Consider the following 18360-nt stretch of genomic DNA (forward strand, 5'->3'; position numbering starts at 1 on the left):
CTCAGATCATGTCGTTCGCGGTGAGCCACCGCATGATCGGCCAGCCGACGAACACCGGCAGCCAGCAGGTGAGCACCCGGTAGAGCAGCACCGACGGCACCGCGATACTCGCGGGCACGCCGAACGCCGCCAGACCGCCGATGAGCGCCGCCTCCACCGCGCCCACACCGCCGGGTGTCGGCGCGGCCGAGGCGAGCGTGCCGCCGATCATGGTCACCACCGTGACCGTCACGAAAGTCGTACTGCCGCCGAAGGCTTCGATACTCGTCCACAGCGCCAGCGCCGCGCCCAGCGTGGTCGCCGCGCACCCGCCCACGATCATCACCAGCCGCAGCGGGCTGCGCGCCAGCTCGCGCAGCGAACTCACCACCTCGGCCAGTTGCGGTCGCACCTCGGTGCGCAGCCACCGTCGCACGGTGGGCAGGAAGATGGACACGCCCAGCAGACCGAGCAGCACACCGCCCACCAGATACAGCACCGTGGCATTGGGGAAGATGTGCGACAGATCCGCCGAAACGCCCGCCGCCACACTGAAGAAGATGAGCAGCACGATGTGCGTGACCACCTGCACCGACTGCTGCATGGCCACCGCGGCCGTGGCCCGCACCGCGCCCAACCCGCTCTTCTGCAGGAACCGCACGCTCAGCGCCAGACCACCCACGCCCGCCGGGGTCGTGGTGGCGGCGAAGGTGTTCGCCACCTGCATGAGCATGAGATTGCGGAGGTTCACCGCGGCTCCGGCACACGCCCACAGCGCCATGGCCGCGCCGATGTACTTGAGCACCGAGACGAGCAGGCCGAGCAGCGCCCACCACCAGTTGGCGCTGCTGAGTTCGGAGGTGAAGGTCGGCACCGCGCTGATATACGGGTAGGCCACGTACACCAGGCCGATGAGCAGCACCAGCTGGATGATCTGATTGCGGGAGAACCGGGTGATCTGCGCGGCCTCGATGCGGTCCTGCCCGGTCTGGTGCGCCACCTGATCGCGGGTGGCCTTCAGCACCTCCTTGAAGTCCGGCACCGACTTGCGCACCTGCACCGGAATGGCGACCTTGGTGAGCCGCCGCGACGCGGTCAGCACCCGCTGCGTGCCCAGCACCTCGAGGGCCGTCCGCACGGCCGTCTCCGCGCCGAACACATCGGCCGTGGTGACCAGCAGCTGCGCCACATCCGACTGGAACCGCGCCTCGTACGCCCCGAACTCGGATTGGGTGAAGCCGCCGAACAACACGTCGCCGCCCGCCACCCGCACATCCTCGGCGCGCAGTTCACCGTGCGAGATCTGCGCCTTGTGCATGGTGTCCAGCGCCCGCCACACATCGGCCAGCTGTTCGCCGTGCGTGTCGGCCAGCGGCTCCCCGGCGGCCACGGTATGCGCGTACAGCATCCAGCCGCGATCCAGCGCCGCCACGGTGAGCGGTTTGTTGCTGCCCAGGCCGAGATCTCCGATGGCGATGCCCATGAGCGCCCGGTGCTCCACCGCCCGCCGCATGGAGGCGAACAGCGCCGGATACTCGCCGCTGCGGATGGTCAGCCACCGCCGCAGCGCCTGCAAGGCGCTGCGGCTGCGCTGATTGGCCCCGTAGAGCTCCACGATCAGCTCGTCCTCGGCGGGCGTGTGCCGCATGGCATCGAGCGCGGCGGCACCGGAGTCCGCCTGGTCCCGCGCGGCGGCGAGTCCGTCCGATGTGGATGTCGTCTCCGCGGCCGTCTGGTTCGCGGTGGCGACGGCCGTGGTGGCACCGCCGCCGGCGGCGCGCGCCGTCTTGCGTGTCGAACCGCGCACCGATACCGACCCGGAGGCGATGACCGCCGCCATCCCGGGTGCGGCCGCCGGGCTGGTTCCCGCTCGCGGCGTGGTGCTGGCCGAGAGCACCAGCGGCCCCCGTCCGCCCGGCCGCAGCACCTTGAAGGCGTTCACCTGGTATCCGCGCCGGGCGAGCACCCGCACCGCGGCGTCCAGCGGCACCTCCAGCGCGGGCGTGCCGACCACCAGCACGATCACCGCGCCCACGAACCAGCCGATGGCCAGGCCGAGCAGGGCGCGCGCGGGCACCACCAGACTCACCACCAGGTGAATCGGCACGAAGGCCAGCAGCAGCGTCCACCACCACCGGCGGGCGCGGACGGGCAGCCACGGGCTGGCGACCGTCAGCGTGGCGGCCAGCATGGCGATCCAGCGCGGATCGTCGAGGAACTGCGACAGGAAGGTATTGACCTGCTGCGGTTCCGACAGATGCCAGGTGGGGGCGGCGAATCCGGTGCCGGTGAAGGAGAAGGCCAGCAGGGCGATCAGGCCCGCGGACAGATACCCGCCCAGCAGTTTCCACTGCCGCCGCCAGATCAGGCGCAGGAAGATGGCGAACGGCAGGGCCAGAATCGCGAAGCCGTACACGATGTAGACCGCGTTGGACTGCTCCGGTGTCAGGAAGCCGATGATCTCGGACAGCGAGCGCTCCAGCGCCTCCCACTGCGGCCGGGTGATGAGCGAGCCCACGATGACGACGGCGACCAGCAGCGTCGACAGCACCACCCGCAGGATGTCGCTGGTACGCCGGAGCCGTGGCTGCAGCAGGCTGCCGGCGACGGGGATCTCCCGTCCGTCGACTCGCATGTCCTATCGGCGCTTTCGGATCGTGGGAACTGCCTCGGTCCCATGGTCGGCTCGGTGTCTGGCGGGCAGGTGAACGGACGAACCCGCACACCTACTCGCCGGTTACGGTAACCCGTCGCGCCGGTCCAGCGGGACGAGCCCATCTCCCAGTGTGTCCGGCGTGTCCGCCCCGATGCTTCCGATACGCCCGAGCAACCTCCAGGCGCACCTGGAAGTATCGTCGGCGTGCTCGAGGATCTTCGCGTGTGTTTCGTCGGTGAATCGTTCGTCGCGGGGGTCGGCGACCAACGCTGCCTGGGCTGGGCGGGCCGCCTGGCGGTGCGGGCCATCGCGGCCGGGCAACCGCTCACCTACTACAACCTCGGCGTGCGCCGGGAGACCTCCACCCAGTTGCGCGCCCGCTGGCTCACCGAATGCGAACCGCGGCTACCGACGGGCTGCGACGGCCGCCTGGTGCTGTCGACCGGCGTGAACGACACCATGCACGAGCACGGGCGGCCACGTGTCCCGCTCGACGAATCGGTGGCGAATCTGGCGGTCGTGCTGGAGGTCGCGCGCGCCCGGGAGTGGCCCGTCCTGGTGGTCGCGCCGCCGCCCATCGCCGATGCCGCGCACACCGACCGCATCGCCGCCCTGGACGAGCGCTTCGCGGCGCACTGCGACGCGGTCGGCGTCCCGTACGTGCGGGCGCATCAACCCCTGCGGGACAACCGGGTGTGGATGGCGGAGGTCGCCGCCGGGGACGGGGCGCATCCGGGTGCGGCCGGATACGACGAATTCGCCGAACTGCTGGCCCCGCACTGGCTGCGGTGGCTCACCGACCCGGGTTCCTAGCCCGCGGGCGAATCTCCGGCGGCGGGCGCCGATGAGTTTTCGCGGGTCTTTCCGTCTGCATGTTCGAGCCCGCTCGGCCATGCTGAGGCGGAAGAACCCACACCGAGAGTGAGAAAAATCATGGGCAAGATCGTTGTCGCCGAATTCGTTTCGCTGGACGGCGTTATCGAGAATCCGGCCTGGACCGTGCCGTTCTGGAACGACGACATCGCCGACTACAAGAGCGCCGAAATGCGGGAGGCCGACGCGCTGCTGCTCGGGCGCGTCACGCACGAGGCGTTCGCCGCGGCCTGGCCGAACCACCCGGAGGAGGGTGAGTACAAGGACAAGATGAACGCCATGCCCAAGCATGTGGCGAGTTCCCGGTCCGACCTGGAATGGAACGGGCACCGCATCGAGGGCGATCTGGCCGACTCCATCGCCAAGCTGCGCGCCGAGCAGAATCTGCTGGTCTTCGGTAGCTCCAAGCTGGTCCACTTCCTCGAGGCGAACGGTCTGGTGGACGAATACCGCCTGGTCGTCTACCCCGTGCTGCTCGGCAAGGGCGACCGACTGTGGGCCGATGTCGATGCCGAGGCCACCCTGGAGGCGGTCGAGACCACCGCGCTCGACAACGGCGTCATCCTGTCCACCTACCGGGTCGGCGCTCTCACCGTCACCCGCCCCAGTTTCGGGTGAATCAGGCACCGCGACAGCGCCGGAATCGCGAATAGCATCACGAACTCCGGCCGCTGCGGCGGACGCCGGGATATGCCTACGGGTACATGCGTTCGTAACCTTGTGGCGTGGACATCGATACGCGACTGCTGCGTTACTTCATGGCGGTCGCGGAAACCGAGAATTTGGCGCGGGCCGCGCAGCGACTGCATGTCGCGCAGCCCGCGCTGGCCACACAGATAAAACAGCTGGAAAACCAGCTGGGAGTGGAACTGTTCATCCGGTCCCGGGCGGGGATGACGCTCACCGCGCCGGGCAAGGTGCTGGCAAAACAGGTGCCGGGATTACTGGCCGGGTGGGACCGCATTCTGCGCGAGACCAAGAGCGACGCCAGCCGCACCGCCTGCGTGCTGCGCCTCGGCGCGGTGCCCAGCGCCGCCGACGGGCACATTCCCGAGATCATCCGGGTCTTCCACCGGCTGCATCCGGACTGGGAGGTCGATCTGCGTCAGGGCGGGTGGACCGATCCGACCGCCGGACTCGACGACGGCGACGTCGACGTCGCCATCCTGCGGCTGCCGTTCCCCGGGCAGGACGAGTACCACGTCCGGGAACTGTTCACCGAACCCCGCTGGATCGCGCTGCCGGAGGACCATCCGCTGGCCGAGCGCGAGGACATCGCCTTCCGGGAGCTGTGGGACGAGCCCTACGTGGCCTCACCCGCGGATACCGGGTGGTGGCGCGACTACTGGATGGGGTTGGACGCCCGGCCCCGCGATACCGCCATCGTCGGGGCCATCGCCCGCAATACCGACGAGTGGCTGACCGCCATCGCGAGCGGCTACGGGGTCAGCTTCACCCCCGCGTCCACCTCGCACACCCACGCCCGGCCCGGGGTGGTGTTCCGGCCGGTGCACGGCATCGGGCCGACCCGGGTCGCGGTGGTGTGGCCGGACGCCTCCGAAACCGATCCCGTGGTGCGGTATTTCATCCGCTGCTGCTCCGATGTGATCGGCCAGTCCGCCGACGGCTATCGCCGTCCGTCGTAGCCGAAGCGGTATTGCGGCCGATTCGGTGTTTCGGCCGAATCGGTGGCGCGGGCGAATCGGTGTGCCGCGGGCCGAATCATCGGCGTCGCGGTCAGCGATCGTCGAGTACCGCCATGGCCGCGTTGTGGCCGCCGATACCGCTGACCCCGCCACCGCGCACCGCGCCCGCACCGCACAGGTGGATATTGCGGTACTCGGTGGCCACACCCCAGCGCGTCGCCGGGCTGTCGTCGGAATCGTCGGCGCGATAGGGGAATTCCAGATCACCGTGGAAGATGTGCCCGCCGGGCATCCCGATCTCGTGCTCCAGGTCGAGCGGTGACTTGGCCTCCAGGCAGGGGCGGCCGTCCGCGTCCAGGGCGAGACAGTCGCGAATGGGCTCCGCCAGTACCGAATCCAGTCGCGCGAGGGTGGCGGCCACCAGCTCGGACTTAGCGCCCTCCGGATCCTTGTCGAAAAGCCGTGCGGGCGTGTGCAATCCGAACAGGGTCAAAGTGTGCATCCCCTGCGCGGCCAGATCGGGTGACAGGATCGACGGATCGGTGAGCGTATGGCAGTAGATCTCCGAGGGCGGCTCCGTGGGCAGCCGACCGGCCGCCGCCTCCCGATGGGCGCGTTCCAGTTGCGTGGCCGCCTCCCCCACATGGAATGTGCCCGCGAAGGCGTCGCGTGGATCGACCGCCGGATCCCGCAGCGCCGGTAGCCGCCGTAGCAGCATATTGATCTTCAGCTGCGCGCCTTCGGGTTTGGCGCGCGGCTCGCCCAGCAGTCGCCCCAGCTCATACGGTGCGGCATTGACCAGCACGCGGTCGGCTCCCACCGCGCCGCCGTCGAACCGCACCTCGGCGGTGCGGCCGTCGGTATCGATCCCGGTCACGGCGCGGCCGGTGAGGATCTCCGCACCCGCCGTCCGTGCGACCGTGTCGAGCGCGTCGGTCAAGGCGCCCATGCCGCCGACCGGCACATCCCAATCCCCGGTCCCGCCACCGATCACGTGGTACAGAAAGCACCGGTTCTGCGCCAGCGACCGGTCGTGCGCGTGGCTGAAAGTCCCGATCAGCGCATCGGTGAGCACCACCCCGCGCACCGTATCGTCGGTGAAGGTCCGCTCCACGAGTTCGCCGAGCGGCCGCTCGAAGAGCGCCTCCCACATCGCGTCGTCGGCCACGATGCCGCGTAGCTCCGTCCGTGTCGGCAGTTGTTCGGTGAACGTCGGGAACACCCGCCGCGCCAGCTCCCCGGTCTCCGCGTAGAACCGCCGCCAGGCGTCGAATTCCCGTTCCGATCCGGTGACCCGGGCGAAACTCGCCCGCGTGGCCGCCGCCGATCCCCCGTCCACGAGCAGCCCGCCGTCCCCCACCGGCGTATACGACGAGATCCGCCGCTTGCGCGTCTCGAACCGCAGGCCGAGATCCCGAACGATCTTCGCGGGCAACAGGCTCACCAGATACGAGAACCGCGACAGCCGCGCGTTCACCCCGGCGAACACCCGCTCCGACACGGCCGCGCCACCGGTGTGCGCCTGCCGTTCCAGCACCAGCACCGACCGCCCCGCCCGCGCCAGATAACCCGCCGCGACGAGGCCGTTGTGGCCGCCCCCGACGATGACGACATCGTACCGACCCCGGACCGGAGAGCTGCTGTCGTTCATGCGTCGACTCTAGAAGCGCACACCGACAATCACCGGTAGGCCACGGTCAGCGCCGCACCGCCAGCAGGCAGCCCTGTGCGCCGCGTTCGTTCTCCTGGGGTTCGCGGACCATCCGGAAGACGGTGTGCAGGCCGTGCGGGACCAGCAGCTTGGCGAGGGCGTCCGGGGCCCAGCGGTAGGCGGTGGTGACCCTGTGGTCGTACGCCTCGTATCCGCGTTCGGTGGCCTGAAACCCCAGGAGCACAACACCATCCGGGCGGAGCACCCGCGCGATCTCGGCGAATGCGAGTGGCAGCCGCCGCGGGTGGGTGTGGATTGTCGAATACCAGGCGAGAATGCCGCCCAGGGACGCGTCGGGTAGGTCGAGGGCCTCCATGGAGCCCGCCTCGAAGCGGAGGTCGGGGTGGGCGGCGCGGGCCAGCCGGATCATCTCCGGCGAGAGGTCGACACCGGAGACGTCCAGGCCGAGATCGCGCAGATGGCCGGTGAGCCGCCCGGGGCCGCAGCCCAGATCGAGGACCGGATCCGATGCCAGTTCCGCGAACACGCCCAGCAGGGCCCGGTCGAAGGGCATATCCCGCAGTGCGTGTTCGAACGTGGCCGCGTACAGTTCCGCGACCCGGTCGTACGCCGTCCCGACCACCAGCATCTCGTCATCCGCCATGGACCCGACTGTAGCCAGTGCCGGACCCGCGAACGCCCCGCCGGGAACCTGTCGGTGGCATGGCATAGCTTCATGCCCATCGCGACCAAGTGGGAGGCAAAGTGATGGTCTCGAATTCGAATGATGAAGCCGCACAAGAAAATTCGGCAAGCATGTCGATTGTGCGGGTGCTGCCCGCCGTCGCGCCGCGCAAGCTGGCGAAGGTGCCGTTCGTCGAACTGGCGGAGGGGCGGCTACAGGGTGTGGTGTCCAGCGGTTCCGATATCGCCCGGGTGTACGTGGCGTCGGTGACGGCCGGGACGCACGGATTCAGTTGCAGTACGAACAACAATCGGCCCTGCGGCGGCCTGTCCGGGAACTGGACCTGCAAACACCTGGACGCGCTCATCGCCGAGGCGGTGCTCCAGTACGGACAGCAGCGCGTCGCCCGCTACCTGCGGGTGGAGGTGCCCGAGGGGGCACGGCTGGCCGACGCGCTCGACGGGACTCGCGATCCGGCCCCGGCGGCCACGGTCTTCAGCCGGTTCCTGCGGCATCTGTCGTATCTGGAACTGCCGGGCAGCAATTCGCCGATTCCCGAACTCCAGTGGTTTCCGGCGGCGGGGGTGAGCCGCTGATGTCGGTGCGCTGGGAAGAACTGCTGGGCGCGTCGCCCGAGGACATAGCGGCCGCCCAGGAGGTGGTGGCCGGATTCGACACCGCACTGGTGAACGGTTTCGCCCGCGTGGACGACCGGCAGACCATGGCGCTCCAGGGATTGGCGGGCGCGGTGGCCGGATCGCCGCTGGCGGTTCCGGTGGCCGCGGCCGTCGCCGAGACGAGCACCGGATCGATCGGTCAGGATCAGCTGTCCGCCCTGGCGGCGGCGCGCGCCGCGCTGCTCGGTGCCGTGCACGACGCCCTGCTGGACCGGCTCGATACCGCCCTGGGACGCACCCGGGCCGACTGGGTGCAGCCCGCGGTGGCCGCCGCCGATCCGCATCCCCTGGCCGTCGGCTGCCGCTCCTGGCTGGGCGAGGTCGCCATCGCGGGCTGGCGCGGCGTGGACCACGACCTGGTGTCGGCGGCCGATCGCATGGTGGAGGGCCTGCTCGCCGAACCGAGTCAGTGCCGCCTGGCCGTCCTGCTCGACGGGCTCACCGCCGAGCTGAGCGCCTCGGCCCCCGTCGCGACCATGGACGTCCTGCCCGCGCGGCGCTGGGCCGACCTGTGGACTCGCGCCCTGCTACTGACCTGGCGCCCAGGGATTGCCACTGTGCCGGAGTCTGTTTCGGGTCGACTGCTGCCGCTCGGCGTGGATGTGCACGAGCACGGCACCGCCGTGCAGGTGCAGCTACACGCCATCCTGGAGACCCCGGGCGCTCCGTCGCGCACGGTGCGGGTGAGTGTGGCGGCCGCCAAGGTGGACACCATTGTGGGACCGGCGGTCTGGCAACTGCTGGGCGCACATCCGCACCTGCTCACCGCGCTGGCCGAACACCGCGCGCTCGAGCTCACCGATATGCCGCTCGGCGCGAGCGGCGACCTGGTGTGGCACGACGACCGGGCCGCCGTCGGTGAACCGGCCGATCCCTTCGCCACCGCGTCCGTGCGGCTGGCCGACGCGGTCGGCGCCATCGCCGCTCCGCTGGACCGCGATCCGGTGCACATCGCCGAACCGGTTCTGCTCGAGGGCTACCGAATCAAGGACGGCGCACTGGAATTGGACGGCCTGCGGTTGTCGCTCGAACTGGATCGGCTGCCGTCGAGCGGGCCGCTCACCCCGGCCGCGGTATCGGGCTCCTTCGCCTGCATCGGCCTGCTGCGCTGGGATGCCGGATGCTGGACCCTGCGTCCGCTGGCGGTGCGGCGCAAGATCAAGTCCACCGTCGTCGCCCTGCACAACGGGGACTGGGCCTGCGGCCCCACCGACCCCAAGGTGGCCAAGGCGCAGGCGAAATCGGGTGACGCGGTGCTGGTGCTGCGCGAGCGGGCGGGACGGTTGCTGCGGAAATGACCGATCATGAGACCCGCCGCCAGATCCTGTACTGGCGGCTGCTGTCGGGCGTCTTCGGGGGCGATCCCCAGCCCACCCTGGAATCCGCGAGCGCGAGCATCGTCGAGGATATCGGGCTGCCTCTGGCGGTCCTCGATCCCGGTGTCTCCATAGACACCGTCGTCCAACGCTTTCCGGAGCTCGCCGCGGAATTCGCGGCACTCGATCTCACGACCGAGCGCGCCGCGGCCGAAACCGTCACCGAAACCGAGACCGATACCGAGGAGCCGGCGGCGATCGGCGGCACCGATGTGCGCACCGCCGCGCTGGTATCCAAGCTCCTGCTGAACATCTTCGCCACCGGCTGCGGTGCGGTGAGCGCCGATCAGCTGTCCGGCTGGCAGAGCGACGCCAACTGGCTGCGCCGCGGTCTCGGCGAACAGCGCGCCGGGGAGGTGCGCGGCGTGCTCGCCGAACTGGAGGGCGATCTGGTCTCCCGGATGCGGCTGCGCGAGGTGCTGGCCGACCCGAAGCTGGCCGCCCAGCTCACCCCGAGCATGTCGCTGGTCGAACAGCTGTTGCGGGACAAGCACAATCTGTCCGGTGTCGCGCTGGCCAATGCCAAGGCCCTGATCCGGCGCTACGTGGACGAGGTCGCGGAGGTGCTGCGCACCCAGGTGCGGCAGAGCAGCGCGGGCACCGTCGACCGGTCGGTGCCGCCCAAGCGCATCCTGCGCAATCTGGATATCGACCGCACCATCTGGAAGAACCTGCCCAACTGGAACCCGCGCGACGAGCGCCTCTACGTGGACCGGCTGTTCTACCGGCAGACGGCCAAACGCACCGTGCCCGCCCGCATGATCGTGGTGGTCGACCAGTCGGGCTCGATGACCGATTCCATGGTCAACTGCACCATTCTGGCCTCCATCTTCGCGGGTCTGCCCAAGGTGGACGTGCACCTGATCGCCTACGACACCCGGGCGCTGGATCTCACGCCGTGGGTGCACGATCCGTTCGAGGTGCTGCTGCGCACCAATCTCGGCGGCGGCAACGACGGCCCGGTCGCCATGGCCATGGCGCAGCCCAAGATCACCGATCCGAAGAACACCGTGCTGGTGTGGATTTCGGATTTCTACGAGTTCGACCGGTCGCAACCGCTGTTCGATGCCATGGCGGCGGTGCACCGCTCCGGGGTGAAGCTCATCCCGGTGGGTTCGGTCAACAGTTCCGGCCAGCAGAGCGTCAACCCGTGGTTCCGCGAACGATTCAAAACCCTCGGTACCCCGGTGATTTCGGGACGCATTCAAAAACTCGTCAACGAACTCAAGAACTTTCTCGACTAGGAGACCATCATGTCCGACGTCCTGCGCGCTCCCGCCGAAGTCAAGTACGCCGAGGAGCTCGATTGGCTGGAGTCCATCGACGACGGTCCCAAGCCCTTCGCCTGGCGGCTGAGCCCGAAAATGGTGCGGCTGTTCATTCTCGGCTCCGAACGCGCCGACGGCCTGGATCGCACCGTCGAGCAGAAGTGGTTCGGCGACCGCGGTTTCGTCGAACGCAGCATCGTCACCCTGGCCTCCGATCGTGGCCTGCTGCTCATCGGCGATCCGGGTACCGGCAAGAGCTGGCTGGCCGAACTGCTGTCCGCGGCCATCAGCCGCAACTCCACCCTGGTGGTGCAGGGCACCGCGGGCACCACCGAGGACCACATCAAATACTCGTGGAATATCTCCATGGTCATCGCCAAGGGCCAGTCGCGGGAATCCATGATCCCCTCGCCGATCATGACCGCCATGGAGCAGGGCGTGATCGGCCGGTTCGAGGAGCTGACCCGTTCCACCAGCGATGTGCAGGACGCGCTCATCTCCATCCTGTCGGAGAAGTACGTCTCCATTCCCGAACTCGACGACGACAATGTGGTGTTCGCCCAGCCCGGGTTCTCCATCATCGCCACCGCCAACAGCCGTGACCGCGGTGTGAACGATCTGTCCTCGGCGCTCAAGCGGCGCTTCAATTTCGTGCGCATCCCGGTGGTGTCGAACAAGCGCAGCGAGGCCGAGATCGTGCGGTTCCGCACCCAGGAACTGCTGCGCCGCCACCGGATCGAGCTGGAACTGCCGCCGACGCTGCTGGATATTCTGCTGGAGAGCTTCGCCGATCTGCGCGCCGCCGCCGCGGCGGCCACCAGCGATGACGACAAGCTGGAATCGGCGCTGTCGACCGCCGAGCAGATCGGCGTACTCGAGGACGCGATTCTGCACAGCCAGTTCTTCGGCGAGCGGGAACTGCGCGCCGAAACCCTCGCCGGTTCCCTGGTCGGTTCGCTGGCGCGGCGTGTGCCGGAGGATCTCGCCATTCTGAACAAGTACCTGCACGGCGTGGTCGAGCCGCGCAGCAAGGATCAGGGCGGGGCCTGGGGCGAGTTTCTCGAGGGCGGCCGGGCGGCGATCGCGAGGCTGTCGTGACCACCTCCGAAACCCGTTCGGCGACTTCGGTGTTCGGTGCGCTGCGGGAGCAGCTGGCGGACGCGGCCGCCGCGTTCGCCGGTGATCCCGGTGCGGCGGGCGACATTCTCGCGGGCATGGTCGACGATGTCGATCGGGCGCTGTCGGAGCGGCTGGAGATCTTCCCGGTCTGCCACCATTCGCCCGCCTCCGGACTGGCCATGGTGCGTCGCCTGCGTGAGAAGCAGCCCACCGTCATCTACATGGAGCTGTGCGAGGATCTGCGGCCGCTGCTGGACGAGCTGCGCAACTGTCGGCTGCCGGTGGCATTGCAGGCGTTCGCCAGTGCGGTCGACGGTTTCCCGGCCTCCTGGGCTCCGCTCTCGATCGTCGCCCCCATTACCGAATCGTCGGCCGAATATCAGGCGATCGCGTATGCGCTCGACACTCCGGGCGTCGAACTGGTGCTGGTGGACCGCTCCACCGATCACGTTTTCCAATGGTCGCCGACCGAGGACGAGGCCACGGCGGACGCCGACACCCCGGAGTCCGACAACGGCTTGCACGGCGAAGCCGTCGGCATCGACATCGGCGATATGCGGCCGCGTTTCGCCGAGCTGGAGCAGTACCTGCTGCACCACGGCAAGGTGCGGCACTGGTCGGAGTGGTGGGACCAGTACGTCGAACAGCCCCTCGCCGACGCCGACTACGACACCTACCGGCAGGTCATGGTGATGATCGGCAGCCTGTTCCGGCGCTTGCGGCGCGGCAGTACCGAGGTGGACGAGAACCGCGAGCGGTACATGTGGACGCGCATGCGTGAACACCTCGCCGCCACCGGTGCCGATCCCGAACGCGCCCTGTACATCTGCGGCGCGGCCCATGCTGCCAGTCGGGTGGAGCAGTTCGGATTGGATTCCACCGCGCCGTACGAGATCTCCCCGCGCACGGCCACCACCTGGCATTACGGGCTCATTCCCTCCAGCCACTCGGCCATCGAGGAGCAGTTCGGGCTGGCCGGCGGCGCGGTCTCCATCGCCGCCGCCACCTGGGCGAAGGGTTTGCGGCGCGCCAAGACGCAGGCGTTCCGGCTGGCGGGGCAACCGGGGTCGCGGGGTCGCGCCGCGAAGAAGGCGCTGCCCGTCGCGACACCGGCCGCGGCCGTGGCGGATCACCTGTCCGGCTTCCTGACCAGCGCACCGGCCCTGGACCCGCTGGACGAATCCGAACTGCTGGAGTGGTCGGTCGATATCGTCCGGCTGGCTCGCCGCAATGGTTACCTGGCCAGCACCGCCGACGCCATCGCCATCTTCGAACACGCCATTCTCCTGGCGGGCCTGCGCAATCGGACGCGTCCGACGCCGTACGACTTCCAGGACGCCGCCATCACCTGTATCGAGAAGGACACCGTGCCGGGCCGCCGCGATGTGCGGCGGCTGTGCGAGATCCTGCTCGGCGGGGATCGGATCGGGCAGGTCGGCTATTCGGCGCTGCCGCCGCTGGCCCGCGACGTGCTCGATCGGCTCGCGCCCCTGGGGCTGGACCTGTCCAAGCGCACCCTGCAACGGGCACTGCTGGACCTGCGCGCCGACCCGCACCTGCGGCCGTGCTCGGATCTGCTGTGGCTGCTGCGCAAGCTGATTCCCGCCGACGCCGTCCGGCCCATCATGGGCTCGCGCGGTCTGGGCGAGCAGGCTGTGCAGGAGAGCTGGGATCTGGGGCTCGGCAAGTATCAGCGCTCCCTGGTGGAACTCGGCTACGAGGGCGTCACCGTCGAGCAGGTCTTCGAACAGCGCCTGCGCCGGGCGGTCGACGACCCCGACGCCACGGCGGCGGCCGCCTTGGCCGCTGTCGAGGACGCCCTGGTGTATCTGGGCTCGGCGCGGTTGGCCGACGAGATAGGCTCGCGCGCGGTGGAACTGCTCGCCGCCGAACGCACGGTGGACGACGCGCCCGCCGTGTTGCGCCGAATCCGACTGCTGCTCAATCACTTCCGCTCGTCCGGAGCGGGGATGCCGGAGTGGTGCGAGCGTTTCGTGACCGCGGGTTACGCGCACTACTGCACGCTGTTGCCGACGGCCTTCGCCGCCGACGACACCGGTGCGGGTCAGGTGGCGGCCATGCTCGGCTTCCTGTTCGGCATGGAAAGCCTCGCCCTGTCGCTGGGTTGTGACCACACCCAGCTGGAACTGGCCGTACTGCAATCCCATCCGGAGGCCCCCGACAAGGTGGCGCTGCTGTGGGCGGCGCGGTTCCAACTCGGGCTGCTCCCGCTGGCCGAACTGCGCGAGCGCTGCGACGACATGCTGGTCAATCCGCTGGTGCTGCCGTCGTTCCCGCGCTACCTCACCGGTTTCGTGCACGCCATCGATCCGGCCCCGGCGCTGCAACCCTTCGTGGTGGAACTGCTGTCGAAAGCCTTCGGTCGACTGCCCGATCGGGTGCTGCTGCCGTGGCTGCCCACACTCATCACCACGCTGCGCAAACAGGTGGGCGAGGTGATGCCGGCGCTGGTCCGGGAGGCGGGCCGCACCTTCCCGGGCGCGCTACCCGCGGTGGACGGCTGGGTGCCGCCGTGGTCCGAGACGGCGGCCACACCGAACGCGCCGCTGACCTCGGCACCTCGCGGCCCCGCCACCGACCTGCTCGCCGCGCATCCGGCCGCGTGCGACGCGTTGGCGGTGCTGTTCGGCCACGATCCGGTCTGGCAGGATCCACCCGCGGCCGCCGACACCGCGGTCGCCGACCTGCTCGACCGGTATCCGGCGACGGCGACGGCACTGGCCGCGAACCTCGGCATCGACTGATCCCGTCCGGGGTCCGGTCCACCGACCGGGCCCCGGCGAATCCTCGCCGATTACTTGACGAATCGCCGCCGCCCCTGTAAATATTGAAATGGGAAGACGCCGATAATTCGGATGTCTATTTGTTCGTGCCCTCGACATAAGTCGTTTTCGGGTGTAATTTTGGACTTCGTTTCCGGGGAAGAACCGTCCAGATCTCGAAATCCGAACGACTGTGGGGATGTAATGTCGAGTCGAGTATCGTTCGCCGAAATCCGTGAGCCGCTGGCGGTTCCGGACCTGTTGGGTATCCAGACCGATTCGTTCGAGTGGCTGGTCACGAGTGGTTTAGCGGAGGTGCTCGAGGAGATCAGCCCGATCGAGGACTTCGCCGCGACAATGTCGCTGACGCTCTCCGAGCCGCGCTTCGAGGAGATCAAGACCTCCGTCGAGGAATGCAAAGACAAGGATATGACCTACGCGGCGCCGCTGTTCGTGACCGCGGAGTTCATGAACAACAGCACCGGGGAGATCAAGTCCCAGACGGTGTTCATGGGCGATTTCCCGTTGATGACCGACCAGGGCACGTTCGTCATCAACGGCACCGAGCGCGTCGTCATCTCACAGCTGGTCCGCTCACCCGGCGTCTACTTCGACGAGACCATCGACAAGGCCAGCGAGAAGACGCTGCACAGCGTCCGGGTCATCCCGTCGCGCGGTGCGTGGCTGGAGTTCGACGTGGACAAGCGCGACACCGTCGGCGTGCGCATCGACCGCAAGCGGCGGCAGCCGGTGACCGTGCTGCTCAAGGCGCTCGGATGGACCGGCGAGCGGATCGAGGAGCGGTTCGGCTTCTCCGAGATCATGATGACCTCGCTGGCCAAGGACGGCACACCGGGCACGGATGAGGCACTGCTCGACATCCACCGCAAGCTGCGTCCGGGCGAGCCGCCGACCAAGGAGTCCGCGCAGAACCTGCTGGAGAACCTCTTCTTCCGGGAGAAGCGCTACGACCTGGCTCGCGTCGGCCGCTACAAGGTGGACAAGAAACTCGGCATCGGCACCGGCGCCGACGCGGCCGAGCGCCCGGGAGTGCTCACCGAGGCCGATATCGCCGCGATCATCGAATATCTGCTGCGCCTGCACCGGGGCGAGCAGGTCATGACCGGACCGGGCGGCGTGGAGGTGCCGGTCGAGGTCGACGATATCGACCACTTCGGCAACCGTCGCCTGCGCACGGTCGGCGAGCTGATCCAGAACCAGTTCCGTGTCGGCCTGTCCCGCATGGAACGTGTGGTGCGCGAGCGCATGACCACCCAGGACGTCGAGGCCATCACACCGCAGTCGCTGATCAATATCCGACCCGTCGTGGCCGGGCTCCGGGAATTCTTCGGCACCTCGCAGATGTCGCAGTTCCTGGATCACCGCAACCCGCTCGCCAGCCTGACCCACAAGCGTCGGCTCTCCGCGCTGGGACCGGGTGGCCTGTCCCGCGACCGCGCCAGCCTCGAGGTCCGCGACGTGCACTACAGCCACTACGGCCGGATGTGCCCGATCGAGACGCCCGAAGGCCCCAATATCGGTCTGATGGGCTATCTCTCGGTGTACGCGCGGATCAATCCGTTCGGATTCGTCGAGACGCCGTACCGCAAGGTCGTCGACGGCATCGTCACCGACGAGGTCGACTATCTGACCGCCGACCAGGAGGATCTGCACGTCGTCGCGCAGGCCAATGAACGGCTCGACGCGTCCGGGCGCTTCCTCGCCGGACGAGTCGCGGTGCGGCGCAAGAACTCCGAGGTCGAACTCGTCGATACCGCCGAGGTCGACTACATGGATGTCTCGCCGCGCCAGATGGTGTCGGTGGCGACCGCCATGATCCCGTTCCTCGAGCACGACGACGCCAACCGCGCCCTCATGGGCGCGAACATGCAGAAGCAGGCGGTGCCGCTGCTGCGGTCCGAGGCCCCGCTCGTGGGCACCGGGATGGAGGCGCGGGCGGCGGTCGATTCCGGTGATGTCATCCTCGCCGAGAAAACCGGTGTGGTGGAGGAGGTTTCCGCCGATTTCATCACCGTCATGCACGATGACGGCACTCGCCGCAGCTACCGGCTGCGCAAGTTCGAGCGCTCGAATCAGGGTACCTGCGCGAATCAGCGTCCGATCGTGGACGAGGGGCAGCGGGTGGAGGCCGGGCATGTGCTCGCCGACGGGCCGTGCACCGAGAACGGTGAGATGGCCCTGGGCAAGAACCTGCTCGTGGCGATCATGCCGTGGGAGGGCCACAACTACGAGGACGCGATCATCCTGTCGCAGCGTCTCGTGGAGGAGGACGTGCTGACCTCGATTCATATCGAGGAGCACGAGATCGACGCGCGTGACACCAAGCTCGGTGCCGAGGAGATCACCCGCGATATCCCGAACGTCTCCGACGAGGTCCTCGCCGACCTGGACGAGCGGGGCATCGTGCGCATCGGTGCCGAGGTGCGTGACGGTGACATTCTGGTGGGCAAGGTGACGCCGAAGGGTGAGACCGAGTTGACGCCGGAGGAGCGGTTGCTGCGCGCGATCTTCGGTGAGAAGGCGCGCGAGGTGCGTGACACGTCGTTGAAGGTGCCGCACGGTGAGTCGGGCAAGGTCATCGGTGTGCGGGTGTTCTCCCGTGATGACGACGACGATCTGCCCCCGGGCGTCAACGAGTTGGTGCGGGTGTATGTGGCGCAGAAGCGCAAGATCCAGGACGGTGACAAGCTCGCCGGCCGTCACGGCAACAAGGGTGTGATCGGCAAGATCCTGCCGGTGGAGGATATGCCGTTCCTGCCGGACGGCACTCCGGTGGACATCATCCTCAACACCCACGGTGTGCCCCGCCGGATGAACATCGGTCAGATCTTCGAGACGCATCTCGGCTGGGTGGGCAAGGCGGGCTGGAACATTCAGGCCGTCGACGGCACCCGGCCCGACTGGGCACACCGCCTGCCCGAGGAACTGCTGTCGGCGGACCCGGGCACCAAACTCGCCACACCGGTCTTCGACGGCGTGCGCGAGGACGAACTCGCCGGACTGCTCGCCTCCACCCGACCCAACCGCGACGGCGACGCCGTGGTCGGTCCGGATGGCAAGGCGACCCTGTTCGACGGCCGCTCCGGTGAGCCGTTCCCGTATCCGGTGGCCGTGGGCTACATGTACATCCTGAAGCTGCACCACCTGGTCGACGACAAGATCCACGCGCGTTCGACCGGCCCGTACTCGATGATCACCCAGCAGCCCCTCGGTGGTAAGGCGCAGTTCGGTGGTCAGCGCTTCGGTGAAATGGAATGTTGGGCCATGCAGGCCTACGGCGCGGCCTACACGCTGCAGGAACTGCTCACCATCAAGTCCGACGACGTGGTCGGCCGCGTGAAGGTCTACGAGGCGATCGTCAAGGGCGACAACGTCCCCGAACCCGGCGTGCCGGAATCGTTCAAGGTGTTGCTCAAGGAACTCCAGTCGCTGTGCCTGAACGTGGAGGTGCTGTCCTCCGACGGCGCCGCCATCGAGATGCACTCCAAGGACGACGACGACATCGACCGTACCGCGGCCAATCTCGGCATCACGCTGTCGCGCAACGAGTCGGCCTCGATCAGCGACCTGCCGGGCTGAGCGGTGGGCCGCGCACGGAATCCGTTGCGCGGCCCACCATCACCCCG

The 18360-nt window shown here is 68.4% G+C and carries 12 protein-coding genes; 9 read left to right on the forward strand and 3 right to left on the reverse strand.

Features of this window, described 5'->3' with window-relative positions:
• Position 1: 1 nt before the first annotated feature.
• Positions 2-2614: a lysylphosphatidylglycerol synthase transmembrane domain-containing protein gene (locus tag FOH10_RS32070; RefSeq protein WP_244961464.1), complete on the reverse strand. Its 2613-nt coding sequence runs from the start codon at positions 2612-2614 to the stop codon at positions 2-4.
• A 243-nt stretch (positions 2615-2857) separates the two neighbouring features.
• Here FOH10_RS32070 and FOH10_RS32075 point away from each other — a divergent pair, with 243 nt between their 5' ends.
• The 3 genes from FOH10_RS32075 to FOH10_RS32085 all read left to right on the forward strand — a co-directional run bounded on the left by FOH10_RS32075 (position 2858) and on the right by FOH10_RS32085 (position 5154).
• Positions 2858-3448 (forward strand): GDSL-type esterase/lipase family protein, encoded by a 591-nt coding sequence (locus FOH10_RS32075; protein ID WP_244961465.1) that lies wholly within the window; start codon positions 2858-2860, stop codon positions 3446-3448.
• Positions 3449-3568: 120 nt separating this feature from the next.
• Entirely contained in the window at positions 3569-4126 is a 558-nt protein-coding gene (locus FOH10_RS32080) for a dihydrofolate reductase family protein (RefSeq protein WP_143983449.1), read from the forward strand.
• 107 nt (positions 4127-4233) lie between these two features.
• Positions 4234-5154 (forward strand): LysR family transcriptional regulator, encoded by a 921-nt coding sequence (locus tag FOH10_RS32085; protein ID WP_039807933.1) that lies wholly within the window; start codon positions 4234-4236, stop codon positions 5152-5154.
• Positions 5155-5245: 91 nt separating this feature from the next.
• Here the strand turns inward: FOH10_RS32085 and FOH10_RS32090 are convergent, their stop codons facing one another.
• Positions 5246-6805 (reverse strand): phytoene desaturase family protein, encoded by a 1560-nt coding sequence (locus tag FOH10_RS32090; protein ID WP_143983450.1) that lies wholly within the window; start codon positions 6803-6805, stop codon positions 5246-5248.
• Between the two features lie 46 nt (positions 6806-6851).
• Positions 6852-7469: a class I SAM-dependent methyltransferase gene (locus FOH10_RS32095; protein ID WP_143983451.1), complete on the reverse strand. Its 618-nt coding sequence runs from the start codon at positions 7467-7469 to the stop codon at positions 6852-6854.
• Between the two features lie 152 nt (positions 7470-7621).
• Between FOH10_RS32095 and FOH10_RS32100 the strand changes: the two genes are divergently transcribed.
• From FOH10_RS32100 to rpoB, 6 genes are all read left to right on the forward strand, one after another.
• On the forward strand, positions 7622-8086 hold the full coding sequence (locus tag FOH10_RS32100) for a hypothetical protein (protein WP_143983452.1): 465 nt from the start codon (positions 7622-7624) through the stop codon (positions 8084-8086).
• Positions 8086-9465 carry a hypothetical protein gene (locus FOH10_RS32105; RefSeq protein WP_143983453.1) on the forward strand — a complete coding sequence of 460 codons (1380 nt, stop codon included), beginning with the start codon at positions 8086-8088 and terminating at the stop codon, positions 9463-9465. The genes FOH10_RS32100 and FOH10_RS32105 overlap by 1 nt, the downstream gene beginning before the upstream one ends.
• Positions 9462-10787, forward strand: a complete 1326-nt coding sequence (locus FOH10_RS32110; protein ID WP_143983454.1) for a vWA domain-containing protein — start codon at positions 9462-9464, stop codon at positions 10785-10787. Before FOH10_RS32105 ends, FOH10_RS32110 begins: the two co-directional genes overlap by 4 nt.
• A 9-nt stretch (positions 10788-10796) precedes the next feature.
• Positions 10797-11909 carry an ATP-binding protein gene (locus FOH10_RS32115; RefSeq protein ID WP_143983455.1) on the forward strand — a complete coding sequence of 371 codons (1113 nt, stop codon included), beginning with the start codon at positions 10797-10799 and terminating at the stop codon, positions 11907-11909.
• Positions 11906-14695, forward strand: a complete 2790-nt coding sequence (locus FOH10_RS32120; RefSeq protein WP_143983456.1) for a DUF5682 family protein — start codon at positions 11906-11908, stop codon at positions 14693-14695. The genes FOH10_RS32115 and FOH10_RS32120 overlap by 4 nt, the downstream gene beginning before the upstream one ends.
• A 111-nt stretch (positions 14696-14806) precedes the next feature.
• Positions 14807-18313 carry a DNA-directed RNA polymerase subunit beta gene (gene rpoB / locus FOH10_RS32125; protein ID WP_411157779.1) on the forward strand — a complete coding sequence of 1169 codons (3507 nt, stop codon included), beginning with the start codon at positions 14807-14809 and terminating at the stop codon, positions 18311-18313.
• Positions 18314-18360: the final 47 nt, after the last annotated feature.

The organism is Nocardia otitidiscaviarum (assembly GCF_007362295.1).
GTDB lineage: Bacteria > Actinomycetota > Actinomycetes > Mycobacteriales > Mycobacteriaceae > Nocardia > Nocardia otitidiscaviarum.